This is a genomic window from Dissulfurirhabdus thermomarina, from assembly GCF_012979235.1.
Lineage (GTDB): Bacteria > Desulfobacterota > Dissulfuribacteria > Dissulfuribacterales > Dissulfurirhabdaceae > Dissulfurirhabdus > Dissulfurirhabdus thermomarina.
Window position 1 is genome coordinate 127932 of the sequence record NZ_JAATWC010000003.1, and the last position, 16660, is coordinate 144591.

13 protein-coding genes and 1 tRNA gene are annotated in these 16660 nt (G+C 71.0%); 8 read left to right on the forward strand and 6 right to left on the reverse strand.

The features are described from left to right. The first annotated feature begins 51 nt into the window (after positions 1–51). The 3 genes from HCU62_RS05450 to HCU62_RS05460 all read left to right on the forward strand — a co-directional run bounded on the left by HCU62_RS05450 (position 52) and on the right by HCU62_RS05460 (position 2133). Positions 52–855, forward strand: coding sequence for a YkgJ family cysteine cluster protein (locus tag HCU62_RS05450; RefSeq protein WP_163298586.1), 804 nt, complete (start codon positions 52–54; stop codon positions 853–855). A gap of 55 nt (positions 856–910) precedes the next feature. Continuing rightward, positions 911–985, forward strand: a tRNA-Thr gene (locus HCU62_RS05455). 344 nt (positions 986–1329) lie between these two features. Then, on the forward strand, positions 1330–2133 hold the full coding sequence (locus tag HCU62_RS05460; protein WP_374001938.1) for an MBL fold metallo-hydrolase: 804 nt from the start codon (positions 1330–1332) through the stop codon (positions 2131–2133). On the opposite strand, the gene HCU62_RS05465 is transcribed toward HCU62_RS05460, so the two are convergent. Then, positions 2112–2873, reverse strand: coding sequence for a TatD family hydrolase (locus HCU62_RS05465; protein ID WP_163298587.1), 762 nt, complete (start codon positions 2871–2873; stop codon positions 2112–2114). The two genes, HCU62_RS05460 and HCU62_RS05465, sit on opposite strands and share 22 nt — an antisense overlap. A 66-nt stretch (positions 2874–2939) precedes the next feature. Here HCU62_RS05465 and lepB point away from each other — a divergent pair, with 66 nt between their 5' ends. Together lepB and HCU62_RS05475 are read left to right on the forward strand one after the other, a co-directional pair. Further along, positions 2940–3452 carry a signal peptidase I gene (gene lepB / locus HCU62_RS05470; protein ID WP_163298588.1) on the forward strand — a complete coding sequence of 171 codons (513 nt, stop codon included), beginning with the start codon at positions 2940–2942 and terminating at the stop codon, positions 3450–3452. Further along, positions 3449–3943: a hypothetical protein gene (locus HCU62_RS05475; RefSeq protein WP_163298589.1), complete on the forward strand. Its 495-nt coding sequence runs from the start codon at positions 3449–3451 to the stop codon at positions 3941–3943. Before lepB ends, HCU62_RS05475 begins: the two co-directional genes overlap by 4 nt. A 652-nt stretch (positions 3944–4595) precedes the next feature. On the opposite strand, the gene HCU62_RS12555 is transcribed toward HCU62_RS05475, so the two are convergent. Further along, positions 4596–7040, reverse strand: a complete 2445-nt coding sequence (locus HCU62_RS12555) for a mechanosensitive ion channel family protein (RefSeq protein ID WP_169755482.1) — start codon at positions 7038–7040, stop codon at positions 4596–4598. 18 nt (positions 7041–7058) lie between these two features. After that, the gene (locus HCU62_RS05485; RefSeq protein ID WP_163298591.1) at positions 7059–8000 is read right to left on the reverse strand and encodes a DnaJ C-terminal domain-containing protein; all 942 of its coding nucleotides are present in this window, start codon (positions 7998–8000) and stop codon (positions 7059–7061) included. Between the two features lie 126 nt (positions 8001–8126). On the opposite strand from HCU62_RS05485, the gene HCU62_RS05490 reads away from it, so the two are divergent. After that, positions 8127–9035, forward strand: a complete 909-nt coding sequence (locus tag HCU62_RS05490) for a S66 peptidase family protein (RefSeq protein WP_246325299.1) — start codon at positions 8127–8129, stop codon at positions 9033–9035. A gap of 15 nt (positions 9036–9050) precedes the next feature. Here the strand turns inward: HCU62_RS05490 and HCU62_RS05495 are convergent, their stop codons facing one another. Then, positions 9051–9431 carry a molybdenum cofactor biosynthesis protein MoaE gene (locus tag HCU62_RS05495; RefSeq protein ID WP_169755483.1) on the reverse strand — a complete coding sequence of 127 codons (381 nt, stop codon included), beginning with the start codon at positions 9429–9431 and terminating at the stop codon, positions 9051–9053. 203 nt (positions 9432–9634) lie between these two features. On the opposite strand from HCU62_RS05495, the gene HCU62_RS05500 reads away from it, so the two are divergent. Together HCU62_RS05500 and HCU62_RS05505 are read left to right on the forward strand one after the other, a co-directional pair. Beyond that, on the forward strand, positions 9635–11164 hold the full coding sequence (locus tag HCU62_RS05500; RefSeq protein WP_163298466.1) for a DUF3373 family protein: 1530 nt from the start codon (positions 9635–9637) through the stop codon (positions 11162–11164). A 246-nt stretch (positions 11165–11410) separates the two neighbouring features. Then, on the forward strand, positions 11411–11665 hold the full coding sequence (locus tag HCU62_RS05505) for an FmdB family zinc ribbon protein (protein WP_163298467.1): 255 nt from the start codon (positions 11411–11413) through the stop codon (positions 11663–11665). Between the two features lie 91 nt (positions 11666–11756). Here HCU62_RS05505 and HCU62_RS05510 read toward each other — a convergent pair whose 3' ends face one another. Both HCU62_RS05510 and rpoC read right to left on the reverse strand, forming a co-directional pair. Beyond that, positions 11757–12452, reverse strand: a complete 696-nt coding sequence (locus tag HCU62_RS05510; RefSeq protein WP_163298468.1) for a class I SAM-dependent methyltransferase — start codon at positions 12450–12452, stop codon at positions 11757–11759. 65 nt (positions 12453–12517) lie between these two features. Next, positions 12518–16657: a DNA-directed RNA polymerase subunit beta' gene (gene rpoC / locus HCU62_RS05515; RefSeq protein ID WP_163298469.1), complete on the reverse strand. Its 4140-nt coding sequence runs from the start codon at positions 16655–16657 to the stop codon at positions 12518–12520. Between the last annotated feature and the right edge of the window lie 3 nt (positions 16658–16660).

A 16660-nucleotide genomic window follows, 5' to 3' on the forward strand; every position in this document is an offset into this window, starting at 1 on the left:
CATTCATCCCCCGCCCGGCGCCGCGCCGCCGGATCGTGAGGTCACCCCATCATGTACGCCCCGAAAGACAGACCGCAAGTCCTCGTACCCGTCCGGCTCGACCTGGACAGCACCTTCACCTTCGCCTGCCGCAAGGGCATGCCCTGTTTCACCCGGTGTTGCCGCGACGCGGGCATCATGCTCACCCCCTACGACGTCATCCGGCTCAAGCGGCGGCTGGAGCTCCCCTCCGACGAGTTCCTGGCCATCTACACCGTGCCGGGGCATATCGAGAACACGGAGCTGCCCATCCCGGTGCTCAAGATGCTGGACGACGAGCACAAGACCTGCCCGTTCCTGGGGGACGAGGGCTGCAAGATCTACGACGACCGGCCCTCCACCTGCCGATACTACCCCATCGGGGCCGGCATCTTCCACAACCACGACGCCGCGGGCAACGAGCGCTTCTTCGCCCTGGTCAAGGAAGGCCACTGCCTCGGCCACGACGAGGCCCAGGAATGGACCGTGGCCCAGTGGCGGGAGGACCAGGGCCTTGCCGCCTACGACGAGGTCAACACCGGCTGGGTGGAACTCATCCTCCGCCGGAAGTCCCTCGGCCCCTTCACCAACATCCCGGACAAGACGCTCCAGATGTTCTTCCTCGGCAGCTACAACGTCGACGCCTTCCGGCGGTTCGTGGAGGAGAGCGCCTTCCTCCGGATCTACGACGTCCCCGGCGACCGGCTCGCGGCCGTCCGGGAAGACGACGTGGCCGCCCTCCACCTCGCCATGGACTGGCTGAAGACCACCCTCTTCGGCGAGGGGCTCCTCCGGCTCCGCGGCCAGGTGGCCGAGGCCCGGGAGGTGGAGGCCTGAGGCCGGGCGGCGCGATTGACACCCCCTGCCCCCTTTGCTATTTTCGGGCTGCCCGGCCGGCATAGCTCAGTGGTAGAGCAGCTGATTCGTAATCAGCAGGTCTTCGGTTCAAATCCGAATGCCGGCTCCAGTGGAGACTCGGGCCATGGCCGCCGCCATGGCCCTTTTTCGCGCCGGGAGACCGCCCCGGGCCGCCGCGCCCTGTCCCTCCTGCTCCTGGCCGCCGCCCTGTGGGCGGGCCCCGCGGCGGCCGCGGGGCCCGATCCCCCGGCGGACTGGAGCCGGCCGATCCGGGAGGGAGGCCGCTTCCGCAACCCCGGCGAAGACGCCGGCAAGGGCGTCCTCGACTTCCTCCGCTGGCGCTGGGGGCGCCTCTGGAAGTCCATCCCCGGCCCGGAGGCCTACCGTTTCCCCCGGGTCCACGCCGACCCGTCCCGGCTCCGGGCCCCGGGGGACGCCCCCTCCGTCACATGGATCGGCCACGCCACGGTGCTCCTCCAGGTGGCGGGCCGGAACCTCCTCACCGATCCCCACTTCTCCGGGCGGGCCTCTCCGGTGGGCTGGGCCGGCCCCCGCCGGGTGGTCCCCCCGGGGGTCCCGTTGGCGGATCTGCCGCCCATCCACGGGGTCCTGATCTCCCACGACCACTACGACTCCCTCGACCGCCCCACCATCCAGGCCCTCCTCCGGCGCCCCGGCGGCGGAGCCACGGTCTTCTTCGTACCCCTGGGCCTCGGCCCGTGGCTCCGGGACCTCGGGGCGCGCCGGGTGGTGGAGCTGGACTGGTGGGAGGCCGCCACGCTGGACGGCCTCCGCGTCACCGCCGTCCCCGCCAAACACTGGAGCAAGCGGGCCCTCCTCGGCCGGAACCGGACCCTCTGGGCGGGCTGGGTGGTGGAGGCCCCGGGCCTGCGGTTCTACTTCGCCGGCGACACGGGTTACGACCCCGCCCTCTTCCGCGAGATCGGCCGCCGCCTCGGGCCCTTCGACCTCGCCGCCATCCCCATCGGGGCCTACGAGCCCCGGTGGTTCATGGCCCCCTACCACGTGACCCCGGAGGAGGCCCTCCGCATCCACCTCGACGTGGGCGCCCGCCGGTCCGTGGCCATCCACTGGGGCACCTTCATCCTGACCGACGAGCCCCTGGACGAGCCCCCGCGACGCCTCGCCCGGGCCCGGGCCGCCGCCGGGCTCCCGCCGGGGGCCTTCGTGGTCCTCCGCCACGGGGAGACCCTGCGCCTCCCCGCCCCGGCGGCTCAGGCCACCCCCGGCCCATAGAGCCGCCGGGTATTGTCCAGGACCGCCTCGGCCACCGCCTCCGGGGCCACTGCCTTGATCTCCGCCACGGCCGCCACCACCAGCGCGGCGTTGGCGGGCTCGTTGCGCTCCCCCTGCCGGGGCCCCAGGACGGGGCTGTCCGTCTCGACCAGCAGGGCCGACAGCGGCAGGCGCCGGACGAGCTTCTGCTTCTGGCGGGATCGGACCACCGACGGGGGGATGGAGAAGAAATAGCCGGCCTCCACGGCGGGAAGGGCCGAGGCCGCCTTGCCGTCGAAGGCATGGAGCTGGACCCGCCGCGCCCCCCGCTCGAGCAGCATGGCCACGGCATGGCGGCCCGCCGACCGGGAATGGACGTTGAGCGGGAGGTCGAGCTCCAGGGCGAGGTCGATGAAGGCCGCGAAGACCCGGCGCTGGAGCTCCCGGGCCGGCGTGTCCGCCGCCAGGCGGAAGTCGAGGCCGACCTCGCCGATGGCGACGAGCCGGTCCCGCCGGCGCCGGATGAAGGCCGCCAGGGCCTCGGCGGCGGCCGCATCGGCCCGGCCCGGGTAGAGGCCGGCGGCCGGGCGAAGGACGGGGTGGCGCTCCGCCAGCGCGAGGTTCCGCTCGGCGTCGGCCAGGGTCTCGCCCACGGCGATCACCGCCCGGACCCCGGCGGCCCGGGCGCGGTCCAGGACGGCCGCCCGGTCCGGGTCGAAGGCGGCATCCGCCAGGTGGGCATGGGTGTCGACGATCTCCATGGCGCCTGCGCCATCTTACACCGTCCCCCGCCGGGCCGGGGGTGGAAAAGGCGCCGGCCCGGGCCTATGCTGGAGACGATGCGCGCGGCCGATCTCGCCAAGCGATGGCTCTTCCCGCCGCTCCGGCGGCGGGCCCTCCTCCGCATGGTCCTGGTGGCCGGCGGCGCCTGGCTGGTCTTCGGCCACGTCCTCCTGCCCGTCCGGATCCACGGCCGCAGCATGGAACCCACCTACCGCGACGGCGGCTTCAACCTCGTCTGCCTCCTCCGCTACCGCCGCTCGCCCCCGCAGCGGGGCGACGTGGTGGCGGTACGCCTGGCGGGCCGCCGCGTCCTCCTGCTCAAGCGGGTGGTGGCCCTCCCGGGCGAGACCGTGGCCTTCCGCGAAGGCCGGCTCCTGGTGAACGGCCGCCCCCTCCCGGAACCCTACGTCCGCTTCCGGGGAAGCTGGAATCTCCCGCCCCGCCGGGTCCGGCCCGGCCACTACTACCTGGTGGGCGACAACCGATCCGGCCCCATGGAGGCCCACGTCTTCGGCCAGGCCCCCGCGGAGCGGATCGTCGGGGGGCCCCTGTGGTGAGCCGGCGCCGCCTGGTTCTCGGCCTCGCCGCTGCGGCCGTCGCCGCGGCCGCCGCCCTCTGGTACCCGACGGACGAACGCCGGGTGCGCCACCGATTTGAGCTCCTCGCCCGCTACGTCCAGAAGGACGCCGGGGAACCGGCCCTCGCCGGGGCGAACAAGTGCCGGCTCCTGGCCGACCTCTTCACCGACCCCTTCCGCCTCGAAGCCGGAGAAGACGTCCCCTTCACCGAGTTCGCCCCCCGGGAGCTCGCCGCCCTGGCGGCGCGGGAACGCGCCCGCTGGCGCACGGTCTCCCTGCGGTTCCGGGACCTCCGGGTCGCCTTCCCGGAGCCGGGACGGGCCCGGGCCGACTTCAGCGCGGTCCTCGTCCTCGACCCCGGCGGCGGGCGGCCGGAATACGACGCCCGGGAGGGCGTCTGCGACCTGGTGGAGGCCGACGACGGGTGGCGCTTCCAACGATGCCGGGCGGTGGAGGTGCTGGAGCGGTGACGGGCGGCGAAAGATTGATGGCGTCGCAAAAAAAGCGCGGGCTTCGGATGCGCTCGTCGTTGCGGCGCACCGAAAGTACGCCTCGTTCCTCGACATCCCCGCGCCTTGCATTCGGTTCTTTGGCTTGGCCATCCTTGCGCCTTGTCTTAATCAGAAAACTCACCGCTCCAGCCCCCGGAGAAATGGATTGCCCCCGGGCCATCGCCGCCCCCGCCCTCTGTGGTGCCGAGGGCGTCGATGGCGGGGCCGGAAAGAGCACGACGAATTGTCCGAGCCCCGCGAAGCGGGGCGGGTTTTTCGTCGCGCCCGGCCCCGCCGAGACGCCGAGGGGACCCCGCCCCGCCTTGGCGGGCGGACGGGGCGCCACAGTGGGCTGCCCTCTCTTTTGGTTACTTTGGGCACGCAAAGAAAAAGTAACGCCCGCCGCTTCAGGCGACGGCGGGCCCGCGCCCCCGGAACGGGGGACGGCCGCGATACCCTCGCGGATTAAAGCCCTCCGCCCCCCGCGCCGATGAGAAAATAAAGACCGGCACTCCGGCCCCGGCAGAACCAGAATCACTTTTCGACCAGGGCGCCAGATTCCGGAGCGGTGAGGAAGCCCCCCGTCGGGATTCCCTGAGCGACCGGAGCGGCACCCACCTTGGAAAAAGGCTTATGGTTTCACCGGGACCGGAGGGCCGGTTTCGTCGTTCCGCTCCCCGCGAAGGCTCCACCCCGCCTCCGGGGCCACCGAGACCAGGTGGAGGTCCCGCTGCGGGAAGGGCACCACCACCCCCTCCTCCCGGAACCGCCTGTCCACGAACAGGCCGAGGTCGCTCCGGGTCTCCACCCGCCGGTTGGCGTCCCCGATCCAGCACCGGAGCTCGAAATCCAGAGAGCTCTCCCCGAACCCCCGGAAGACCACGTACGGCTTGGGCTCCGGCAGCACCGCGGGATGCTGCGCCGCCGCCTCGAGCAGGATGCGCATCACCTCGTCGGTGTCGCTCCCGTAGGCCACCCCCACCGGGAGCGTGACCCGGGCCCGGCTGGTGGAGAGTGTCCAGTTGACCACCGTCTCCGAGACCAGCTGCGAGTTGGGGATGATGATCTCCGACTGGTCGTAGGTCTCCACCACGGTGGAGCGCATGCCGATCCGTCTCACCACCGCCCATTCCCCGTTCTGCACGATGGTGTCCCCCACCTTGATGGGCCGCTCGAAGAGCAGGATGAGCCCGCTGACGAAGTTGTTCACCACGTTCTGGAGCCCGAAGCCGATCCCGATGCCGAGGGCGCCGGCCAGCACCACGAAGTGCTGCATCTCGACGCCGAGGAACCCGAGGGCCATCACGAAGCCCACGATCACCAGGGCGTAGTGGAGGAGCCGCCTGATGGAATCCCGCACGCCGCGGTCGAGCCGACGGCGGGGGAAGACCTCCGCCTCGAGGAAGGCCTGGGCCCCCCAGGAACCGAGGAAGGCGAGGTAGAGGGCGAGCACCGCCGCGAGCACGGCCCGGAGGTCGAGGGAAAAGCCCCCGTAGGAGACGCCGAGCCCCATGACCGCTGCCCAGGCCTTGGCGGGCGATTCGTAGAGGCCCCAGACCTGGAGGAAGTAGAGGAAGGCCACCACCGAGACCACGGCGGTGAAGGCCTGGCGAAGGCGGGCCTCGAGGCCCTGGCGGATGCGGTGGGTGACCCCGGGCCGGGCCGCCAGGATCCGCCCCGTCAGGAAGCCGATTCCGCCCCTGCCGATCCGGATGAGCATGGCGGTGAAGACGCAGAGAAAGACGGACTTCGCCGTGGCCTCCACCAGCCGCGCGCCGAGTACGCTCCACCCGGCGCACTGGGCCGCCAGCGCCGAGCCGAGCAGCAGCGCCCCGGCCCGGAGCAAGCGGGCGTACCCCGTGGGGCCGCCGCCGTGGAAACGGTCGTTGTTCCGAGCAAGGACCAGGAAGAACGGCACCCCGGCCAGGCTCACCGCCACCAGGTAGAGCCGGTAGAGGGGCAGCGGCAGCGAGACGATCTGGAGGGCCACCGAGAAGAGCAGCACCCCGGCGAGGAAGACGAGGCCCGCCCGCTTGTACGGGTTACGGACCAGGCCGAAGACGAGCCCGATGCCCGATGCCACCCCGGCGAACCAGACGGCGAGCCGCCAGAAGGCCGGCGGATTCTGGTAGAAGATGGAGAAGGCCGCAAGCGTCAGGAAGAACGCCGTGCTCCACGGCCGGTCCAGCACGAAGCCCCACTCCGGGGCCCCGGCGGCGTCCCGGTGGCGGCGGATGAAGAGGCCCAGGGCCAGGAGGACCAGCACCTGGACCCCGATCATCCAGCCCTGGCGCTCGAGGAAGTGGAGATCCACCCGGGCCGCCGCCACGAGGCCCTGGAGGGCGCGTTCCCGGAGTTCCGGGGTGAACTGCCGCCAATACTTGGCCCCGAAGAGGGAGGGGGCGTTCTTGCGGAAGGTCTGGCGCCGGAGGGCCGTGATGACCGCGTCCAGCTGCCCGGCCCGGGCCCGGGCCGCCTCGAGCACGGTGCTCACCCGGGTCTGGAGATCCACCAGGGGCACGGCGGCGCGCCGGACGTCCGCCAAGACGCCGGCCACCGCCCGCCGCACCCCCGGGAAGACCCCGGGCGGCGGACGAAGCCCCGACCCGCGGAGGTGGGCCTCCCAGTCGCGGAAGTACCGGCCCCGGTCGCTCCACGCCCGCCGGATCGCCTCGAGCTCGGCCAGCCGGTCGGAGACCTGGTCCAGGACGCGGCGGGCGTCGCGGGTGAAGGCCTCGAGGCGTCCCTGGAAGTCGAGCAGGCGGTCCACGCTCCAGCCGGCCGGGTCTCCCTGCTCCGCCAGGCCCTTCTCCAGGAGGTCGTAGCGGGCCTTCAGCTCGTCGAGCTGCCGTTCGAGGTCGCGGAGATCGTGGAGCCGGAGGATCTCGGCCTTCGCCTTCGCGGCCTCGGCCCGGGCCTCGGTGGCCGCCGGGACCACCTGGTCGAGCCCCGGGAAGGCCGGGACCCCGGGCCCCGGACCCCGGGTCGGTTCAGCGGCGAAGGCCGGGGGGGCGGCGGCCCCGGCGAGCAGCACGCCGAGGAGGCACACCCGGCCGAGCCATGACCGAAGCGGCATCGGGAGGAAGGGACGCAATCAGAGACCCTCGGCGGCCAGGCGATCCAGGAGCTCCCGCTGGGCCCGGGTGAGATGCTTGGGGACCTCCACCAGGATGCGGACGAACTGGTCGCCCCGGCCGCCGCCGCTCCGCGGAAGCCCTTTCCCCCGGAGGCGCAGCCGCTGCCCGCACTGGGTCCCCGCCGGGACCCTGAGCCGGACCTTCCCGCCGTCCACCGTGGGGACCTCGATGTCCGTCCCGGTGCAGACCCGGCTGAAGGGGAGCACCTGGTCGATCTCCACGTCGGCCCCGTCCACCCGGAAGCGGCCGTCCCCCGCGACCCCGATCCGGAGGTAGAGGTCGCCCCGGCCGCCGGGGCCGGGGGCGCCCTTGCCGGGGATGCGGAGCCTGCGGCCCGGGGCGGTACCCCGGGGGATGCGCACCGAGAGCCGCTCCGGGCGGCCGCCCACCTGGATGGAGAGCACCTTCTCCCCCCCGGAGAGAAGTTCGCCCGGGGTGAGCACGAGGTCCAGCACCACGTCCTGGCCCCTGGGGGATCGGGCCGCCCCCGCCCCGGCCGCCGCGCCCCCGGCACCGGTGCGGAAGAGCTGGCTGAAGATCTCGTCGAAGGAGACGCCGCCCGCACGGCGGCCGCCGTACATGACCCGCCCGAAGACGTCGCCGCCGAAGCCGAGGTCCTGGAAGACGTCGGAGAAGTCGAAGTTGCGGAAGATGTCGTCGCGGGTATAGTGGCGGTGGAACTCGGCGGAACCGAAGCTGTCGTACTGCCGGCGCCTTTCCGGGTCGCTCAGGACGGCGTAGGCCTCGTTGACCTCCTTGAACCGCTCCTCGGCGGCCTTGTCGCCCTTGTTCCGGTCGGGGTGGTACTTGAGGGCGAGGCGCCGGTAGGCCTTCTTGATCTCCTCCGGGCCGGCGGTCCGCGACACCCCGAGTATCTGGTAGTAGTCCTTCTGGGCCATGGGGCGGTCTCTCGGAAAAAAACCGGCCTTGAGCCGGTGGCGGCGGTTGGCTATGCTGGCGGGAGGCGAAAGGCACCCGAAGGGCGCCTCGCCCTCCGAAACCCCGCGCCTTCGTCTCCAAAATTAATGAGCCCCCCGCCAAAGTCAAGCCGCCCAGATCCCGCGCCCCGCGGGTTTCCGCTCCGCGCGGCGGCGCCCTTCGCCCCCTCGGGCCCGGTGGACCGGGCGAAGGCGGCGGCGGGCCTCCGCGTCCTCGAGCAGATGGGTCTCCGCGTCCTCGACCCCGGCCCCGGGGGGGGCGATCCCGCCCCCTTCCCCTACCTCGCCGGCACCGACGCGGACCGGGCCCGGACCTTCGAGGCCCTCTGCCGGCACCCGGAGGCGGACCTCGTCTGGTGCCTCCGGGGCGGCTACGGGTGCGGCCGGTGGCTCCCCCTGGTGGACTGGGCCGCGCTCCCCGGCCGGATGCCCCTGGTGGCGGGCTTCAGCGACGTGACCTTCCTCCACGCGGCCCTGGTCCGAAACGGCCGGCCGGCCCTCCACGCGCCGCTCGTGGCCACCCTCGACCGGACCGACGCCCCCTCGCGGGCGGCCCTGGCCGAATTCCTCCGGGCGGGGCGTCTCCCGGCCCTCTCCGGCCGGCCCCTCGCCCCCGGAACGGCCGAGGGGCCCCTCGTGGGCGGCAACCTCGCCTGCCTCTGCCACCTGGTGGGCACCCCCTTCGAGCCGCCCTGGACGGGGGCGATCCTCTTCATCGAGGACCGGGGGGAGCCTCCCTACCGGCTCGACCGGATGCTCACCCACCTGCGCCAGGCCGGGTGCCTCGCCGCCGCGGCCGGGGTGGCGGTGGGGCGGCTCACGGAGACCGGGGCCCCGCCGGACCTCCTCCGCCGGCTCCTGGCCGACCGGCTCTCGGACCTCGAGATCCCCGTGGTCACGGACCTTCCCGCCGGCCACGGGCCGGCCAACGCCCCGCTCCTCCTCGGCGCCCCCTACCGGGTGGACGGCACCGCCGGGACGCTGGCACCGGCCTAGCCGCCGGGCGGCCGATCACTCCCCGGCCGGGATCTCCCGCTTCCGCGTCACCTCGGCCTTGATCCGATCGAGGGCCCGGGCCAGGGCCGCGATCACGCGCTCCCGGACGTCGCCGGCCACCCCGAGGAGCATGACGTCCTCCCCCACCCGGAGCGTCCCCTCCCGGATCTCGGCCTCGGCGGCCACGATGCCCGGAAGCGCCCGGGTCTCGGCCAGGATCTCCGCCAGCCGGGCCCGGTCCACCCGGATCTCCACGGCCGAGACCGGGGTCCCGTCCCGGCTCGTCCCCCGGACCACCCCGTTGTGGACCAGGACCATCCCGGCCCGGTGGAGGTCCGGACGGTCCTTCAGACGCCGCAAGAAGGCGGAAATGTCAAAATATCCGGATCCTTTCATGTCGAGTCCCTCCTCACCGCGGACGATCCCGGGGATCCGGGTGCCCCGCTTCCCGAAAATCCGCGCCGCACCGGCCCTCCCAGGCGCCCGCGCCCCCCCCGGACGTATTGACACCAGGCCGGAACCGTACTATGAAAAACCAGTTCGGCTAGGGTTAGGGGATTCATAATTCATCATCAACTTTTTTCAAAGGAGAGAGTGCGATGAAGAAATTGTGGTTGGGACTCCTGGCATTCGGCTTCGTCCTTTCGTCCACGGCCTTCGCCGCCTCCAACGCCCAGCTCGAGGAACGGCTGAGCGACCTGGAGGAGCAGGTGGAAAGCCTGGCGACGGATAGCGCGAGCCGCCTCGACATCTCGGGCGACTTCCGCTTCCGGGCCGACTCCACCCGGGCCCACGTGGTCCGCTTCTACCAGTACAACCCCTTCGACGGCACCGTCTATGGCTCTCTCGGCGGTGCCATGTCCCCCATCACCACCCCCGGCACCGGCCCGCTGAACTACGGCAAGGTCCGGAACGACTCCCTCTTCACCAACCGCCTGCGCCTCAACCTCAAGGCCCACGCCACCGAGAACATCACCCTGAAGGCGCGGTTCACCATGTACAAGATCTGGGGCGAGGAATCCTCCGCCGTCACCGCCGGCCCGGTCTTCGGGATGAACGCCTTCACCTACGACCCGAACATCTCCCGCCGCCCCAACGACAACACGTTGCGGGTGGAGATGGCCTACGCCAACTGGACCAACATCTTCGGCCTCCCCATGTGGGTGTCCGTCGGCCGCCGGCCCACCGTGGACGGCCCGCCCATGCAGCTCAAGTACAACTATGACCGGCGCTACGCCACCCCGGTGGCTCTGGGCGTCGACTGGACCTTCGACGGCGCCACCCTGGGCTACGCCTACAGCGCCCCCTGGCCCGGCAAGGTCCGGTTCTGCTACGGCCGCGGCACCGAGGCGGGCTTCACCGGGCTCGATACCTTCGGCGCCTCCAACAACTTCAACGACGCCCTCCTCTACGGCCTGAGCTGGGACGTGATCAACGACCCGGACGCCGAGATGTTCGCGAACATCCAGGCCTTCCGCGCCGAGGACCTGCCGAGCTACGTCTCCTACACGGTGGTGGATCCCTCGAACGGGTACATCCTCTATGCCAACCCGAGCTTCGACTCGAGCGGCATGGGCTACCAGGTGGGGAACATCTACCACGTCTCGGGCGTCTTCATGCACAACCTCATGGGGATCGACTACTTCGTGAGCGGCGGCCTCAGCCGCACCGACAACCACCTGCCGAGCCATGCGCCCCAGCCCGGCTTCCTCTCCGTGCCCGGCAACAACCAGGACCACTGGGGCTGGGCCGTGTTCGTGGGCCTGCGCATTCCCGTGGAGGCCCTGAACAGCAAGCTCGGCCTCGAGTACAACCACGGCTCCAAGTACTGGATCAACTTCACCCCGGCCGCCGACGACCTCTACCTCTCCAAGACGGCGACCCGCGGCGACGTGGCCGAGGTCTACTGGATCTGGGACATCCCGGACACCCCGCTCTCCAAGTACGGGAAGGCCTTCGTCCGCCTCGGCTACCAGTACTACTGGATCAAGTACACCGGCAGCGGCAGCTGGATGGGTCTCCCCGTGGACACGGACAGCCCCAACCTCCAGAACCCGCTGTACGCCCAGATGTTCGCGCCGGTTGACCGCATGGACAACGCCTACTTCACCTTCGAGGTGAACTTCTAGGCCACCCTGCCGGTTCGCCGGCAAACGGCGGAACATCCCGAGGGGAGGAAGGGGCTTGACCCTTCCTCCCCTTTCTGTTTTAGAAGGCGGGGCGCCGCCCGAACCTTGGCGGCCCCGCCGGGGGTCGGGTCGTTGGACGGCCCGGCGAAGTGCCGGGCGCACGGCTCGGGAATGCCGGGGGACGAGGCGCGCCGGTAGGCGGCCTCCGGCGGCGCCATCGGGCCTTGAGACAAGGAGAGAGACACCATGCCCCTCTACGAATTCACCTGCCGGAGCTGCGGCCACGAGTTCGAGCTGCTCCTCATGAACCGCGACGAGATGGAGGCGGCCCGCTGCCCCATCTGCCAGAGCCCCGACGTGGGAAAGCTCATGAGCGCGGCCAACGTCGCCGTGGGGGAAGGGCGGCGGCCCGGGGCCGGAAGGCCCGGACCCACCGTCCAGCACCGGCGCTGCGGCGGCGGCAGCTGTACCAGCGTGGAGCTCCCGGGCCACAAGAAGTAACGGCGCCGCGGTACGGCGGAAGGGTCGTGAAGGCGGGCGGCGCGGGCGCCGTACCGTGGAGAGGTGCCCCCCGGGGGGACGAACGAGCAGCCTACCTGGGTTCCAGCCGGGTCAACAGCACATCGAGGGTCTCGTCCTCGGTGCGCAGCCTCCGGCGCTTCATGCCGATGCGGTAGTCGCGCTCGCAGAGGGGCAGGAACTGGCCGAGGCTCCGCCGCCGCGCGTCGTGGGCCAGGTAGACGACCCCGCCCGGGGCGAGGTAGCGGCGGAAGACCCCGAGGAGCGGCTCGAAGAACTGCTCGTTGAAGAGCACCTCCGAGCCCAGGAGGACGTCGAAACGGCCCAGGTCCCGGGGGGCGAGCCAGTCCACCACCTCGAAGGCCGCGCGGTCCGCGCACCCGTTCACCGCGGCGGAGACCCGGCCGAAGTCCAGGATCTCCTCCTGGTAGTCCGTGAGGGTCACCCGGTGGCCGAAGGCCGCCCCGGCCAGCCCCGTGACCCCGAGCCCCGCCCCGAGTTCCAGGAGGCGCCGGCCCGGGTCAGGCGGCAGCGCCGCCAGGAAGTCGGCCAGCACCACCGAGGCCTCCCAGATCTTCACCCAGAAGGGGAACTCCCGGGGGTTGGCGAAGACGTCCCGCCCCCCGATGAGGGGCTCCAGGTCCGCCACCCCGAGGACCTCCAGGGTCTTTCCGCCCACGGTCACCGTCTCGAACCCGAGGCGGTACTTCTTGGCGAGGCGCCGGTGGACGGGGCGGACCGCCTCGGGCACCTCGGTGACGGGCTTCATGGGATCGTTCGTCTCCTTGGCCCGGGGGCGGGGCGGCGGACCGCCCCCGGCCGCTTCTTTCCGCCTCAGGCCTCGGCCGCCGCGGGGGCGGACTCCTCGGCGGGCGCCGGCGGGGCCTCGAGGGCCTCGGCCGCCTGTTGCCGCCGCCGCTCCTGGAGGTCGTAGTACGTCCGGCCGGTACCCGCGGGGATGAGCCGCCCCATGATGACGTTCTCCTTGAGGCCCCGGAGGTGGTCCACCTTGCCCTCGACGGCGGCGTCGGTGAGCACCTTGGTGGTCTCCTGGAAGGAGGCCGCCGAGATGAAGCTGTCGGTGGTGAGGGAGGCCCGGGTGATGCCGAGGAGCATGGGCTCGGCCGTGGCCGGCCGGCCGCCCTCGGCCAGGATCCGCTCGTTCTCTTCCTCGAACCGGAAGATCTCCACCTGCTCGCCCAGCATGAAGGTGCTGTCGCCCACGCCGGTGATGCGGACCTTGCGGAGCATCTGCCGCACGATGACCTCGATGTGCTTGTCGTTGATCTTGACGCCCTGGAGGCGGTAGACCTCCTGGATCTCGTTGACGAGGTAGCGGGCCAGGGCCTTGATCCCCTTCACCCGAAGGAGGTCGTGGGGGTTGATGACCCCGTCCATGAGGGCCTCGCCGGCCCGCACGTAGTCGCCCTCGTGGACGTTGATGTGCTTGCCCCGGGGGACGAGGTACTCCTTGGGCTCGCCGATCTCCGGGGTCACGATGACCCGGCGCTTGCCCTTCAAGTCCTTGCCGAAGGAGACCACGCCGTCGATCTCGGTGATGATGGCGTACTCCTTGGGCTTGCGGACCTCGAAGAGCTCCGCCACCCGGGGGAGACCGCCGGTGATGTCCTTGGTCTTGGTGGTCTCGCGGGGGATCCGCGCCAGGGCCTGGCCCGCCTCCACCCGGTCGCCCTCGTTGACCGCAAGGATCGCCCCCACGGGGAGGAGGTAGCGGGCGTCGCCCTTGCCGGAGGGGAGCTTGGCGGTGCGGCCCCGCTCGTCCTTGATGGAGATCCGCGGCCGGTACTCCGTCCCGCGGTGCTGGACCACCACGCGGCTCGCCTTGCCGGTGACGGGGTCCACCTTCTCCTGCATGGTGACGCCCTCGATGAGGTCGCCGAACTTCACCTCGCCCGCCACCTCGGTGAGGATGGGGATGGTGAAGGGATCCCAGTGGGCGAGGAGCTCGCCGGTGTCCACCTCCTGGCCCTCCTCCACCAGGAGTTCCGCGCCGTAGATCACGGGGAAGCGCTCCCGTTCCCGGCCGTCGGCGGCCACGATGACGACCTCGCCGTTGCGGTTGAGGACCACCAGGCGGCCCGCCGGGTTCCGGACGGCGTTCAGGTTCACGAACTGGATGGTCCCCTTGCCGCGGGCCCGGATCTCGGCCTTCTCCACCTTGCCGCTGGCGGTGCCGCCGATGTGGAAGGTCCTCATGGTGAGCTGGGTCCCCGGCTCGCCGATGGACTCGGCGGCGATGATGCCCACGGCCTCGCCCCGGGCCACCAGGCGGCCGCGGGAGAGGTCGCGCCCGTAGCACTTAGCGCAGACCCCGTACCGGGTCCGACAGGTGAGGACGGAGCGGATCTCGACCTTGGAGATCCCAGCCTCCTCGATCCGGCGGACGCCGGCCTCGTCGATCTCCTCGTTGGCCGGCACCAGGACCTCGCCGGTCACCGGGTCCACGATGTCCATGAGGGCCACGCGGCCGAGGATGCGCTCGCCCACGTGCTGGATGATCTCGCCGCCCTCCATGAGGTGTTCCATCTCGATGCCGTCGATGGTGCCGCAGTCCTCCTCCACGATGGTGGAGTCCTGGGAGACGTCCACCAGGCGGCGGGTGAGGTAGCCCGAGTTGGCCGTCTTGAGGGCGGTGTCGGCCAGGCCCTTGCGGGCGCCGTGGGTGGAGATGAAGTACTCCAGCACGCTCAGCCCTTCGCGGAAGTTGGCCTGGATGGGGGTCTCGATGATCTCGCCGGAAGGCTTGGCCATGAGGCCCCGCATGCCGGCCAGCTGGCGGATCTGGTCCTTGCTGCCCCGGGCCCCGGAGTCGGCCATGATGAAGATGGGGTTGAAGCTCGGCGTGGCCTTCACCTCGCCCTCCGGGGTCCGGTAGTAGTCCACGGAGATCTCGTCCATCATCTCCTTGGCCACCCGGTCCGTGGCCCGGGTCCAGATGTCCACCATCTTGTTGTAACGCTCGCCGTCGGTGATGAGCCCCTCGGCGTACTGGCGCTGGACCTCCGCCACCTCGGCCTGGGCCTTTTCGAGGATCTCCTCCTTGTTCACCGGGATGGCCATGTGGTTGATCCCGATGGAGACCCCCGCCCGGGTGGCGAATCGGTACCCGGTGTCCTTGAGTCGGTCGGCCAAGATGACGGTCTTCTTGGCCCCGGCCAGGCGGTAGCTTCGGTCGATGAGCCGGGCGAGGTCCTTCTTCCGCATCACCTTGTTGACCTCGGCGAAGGGGACCTCCTCGGGCAGGAAGGTGGAAAGGAGCACCCGCCCCACGGTGGTCTCCACCCGCTCGCCCCGGACCCGGGCGGTGATCCGGGCCTGGAGGTGGACAGCGCCGGCCTCCCAGGCATGGATGACCTCCTCCACGGACCGGAAGGCCTTCCCCTCGCCCTTGGCCAGGGGCCGCTCCCGGGTCATGTAGTAGATCCCGAGCACGATGTCCTGGCTCGCCATGATGATGGGCTCGCCGTGGGCGGGAGAAAGCACGTTGTTGGTGGACATCATGAGGGCCCGGGCCTCGGTCTGGGCCTCCACCGACAGCGGCACGTGGACCGCCATCTGGTCCCCGTCGAAGTCGGCGTTGTAGGCCGCGCAGACCAGGGGGTGGAGCTGGATGGCCTTGCCCTCGATGAGCACCGGCTCGAAGGCCTGGATGCCGAGCCGGTGCAGGGTGGGGGCCCGGTTCAGCATCACCGGGTACTCGCGGACCACGTGGTCCAGGGCGTCCCAGACCTCGGGGACCTCCTTCTCCACGAGCTTCTTGGCGCTCTTGATGGTGCTGACCAGGCCTTCCGCCTCGAGCCGGTTGTAGATGAAGGGCTTGAAGAGCTCGATGGCCATGCGCTTCGGGAGCCCGCACTGGTGGAGCCGAAGTTCCGGGCCCACCACGATGACGGAGCGGCCGGAGTAGTCCACGCGCTTGCCGAGGAGGTTCTGCCGGAAGCGGCCCTGCTTGCCCTTGAGCATGTCGGAGAGGGACTTCAGGGGACGCTTGTTGGGCCCCGTGACCACCCGCCCGCGGCGGCCGTTGTCGAAGAGGACGTCCACCGCCTCCTGCAGCATCCGCTTCTCGTTGCGGATGATGATCTCGGGGGCGTCGAGCTCCTTGAGCTTCTTGAGGCGGTTGTTCCGGTTGATGACCCGCCGGTAGAGGTCGTTCAAGTCGGAGGTGGCGAACCGGCCGCCGTCCAGGGGCACCAGGGGCCTGAGATCCGGGGGCAGCACCGGGATGACGTTCAGGATCATCCACTCGGGCCGGTTGCCGGAGTCGCGGAAGGCCTCCACGGTGCGCAGGCGCTTGCCGAGCTTCTTCCGCTTGGCCTCGGAGCGGGTCTTGGCCATCTCGGCCCGGAGCGTCTTCGACAGGGCGTCGAGGTCGAGGCTGGCGAGGAGCTCCCGGATGGCCTCGGCCCCCATCCCGGCCTCGAACCGGCCGCCGAACTCCTCGAGCTTGGCGTAGTACTCCTCGTCGGTGAGGAGGGAGCCCACGGGGACCTCGTCGGGCACCTCGGAGCGGAGCACCACGTGGGACTCGAAGTAGAGGATCCGTTCGAGTTCCTTGAGGCTCAGGTCGAGGAGGGCCCCGATGTGGCTCGGCAGGCTCTTCAGGAACCAGATGTGGGCCACGGGGGCGGCCAGGTTGATGTGGCCCATCCGCTCCCGGCGCACCTTGGACTGGACCACCTCCACGCCGCACTTCTCGCAGACGACCCCGCGGTGCTTCATGCGCTTGTACTTGCCGCAGAGGCACTCGTAGTCCTTGACGGGGCCGAAGATCTTGGCGCAGAAGAGGCCGTCGCGCTCCGGCTTGAAGGTGCGGTAGTTGATGGTCTCGGGCTGGGTCACCTCGCCGTGGGACCGCTCGAGGATCTTCTCCGGGGAGACCAGCGAGATCCGGACCGCCTTGAAGTTCAAGGGATCCTTGGGCCGCGTGAAAAAGGAAAGCAGATCATCCATCGT

What these genes read in the sequence shown, in the direction of transcription:
- HCU62_RS05485 (WP_163298591.1), bottom strand. Translation starts at nt 8,000, where the DNA reads ATGGCCCAGAAGGACTACTACCAGATACTCGGGGTGTCGCGGACCGCC.
- HCU62_RS05490 (WP_246325299.1), top strand. Translation starts at nt 8,127, where the DNA reads ATGAGCCCCCCGCCAAAGTCAAGCCGCCCAGATCCCGCGCCCCGCGGG.
- HCU62_RS05510 (WP_163298468.1), bottom strand. Translation starts at nt 12,452, where the DNA reads ATGAAGCCCGTCACCGAGGTGCCCGAGGCGGTCCGCCCCGTCCACCGG.
- HCU62_RS05500 (WP_163298466.1), top strand. Translation starts at nt 9,635, where the DNA reads ATGAAGAAATTGTGGTTGGGACTCCTGGCATTCGGCTTCGTCCTTTCG.
- lepB (WP_163298588.1), top strand. Translation starts at nt 2,940, where the DNA reads ATGCTGGAGACGATGCGCGCGGCCGATCTCGCCAAGCGATGGCTCTTC.
- HCU62_RS12555 (WP_169755482.1), bottom strand. Translation starts at nt 7,040, where the DNA reads ATGCCGCTTCGGTCATGGCTCGGCCGGGTGTGCCTCCTCGGCGTGCTG.
- HCU62_RS05495 (WP_169755483.1), bottom strand. Translation starts at nt 9,431, where the DNA reads ATGAAAGGATCCGGATATTTTGACATTTCCGCCTTCTTGCGGCGTCTG.
- HCU62_RS05465 (WP_163298587.1), bottom strand. Translation starts at nt 2,873, where the DNA reads ATGGAGATCGTCGACACCCATGCCCACCTGGCGGATGCCGCCTTCGAC.
- HCU62_RS05505 (WP_163298467.1), top strand. Translation starts at nt 11,411, where the DNA reads ATGCCCCTCTACGAATTCACCTGCCGGAGCTGCGGCCACGAGTTCGAG.
- rpoC (WP_163298469.1), bottom strand. Translation starts at nt 16,657, where the DNA reads ATGGATGATCTGCTTTCCTTTTTCACGCGGCCCAAGGATCCCTTGAAC.
- HCU62_RS05450 (WP_163298586.1), top strand. Translation starts at nt 52, where the DNA reads ATGTACGCCCCGAAAGACAGACCGCAAGTCCTCGTACCCGTCCGGCTC.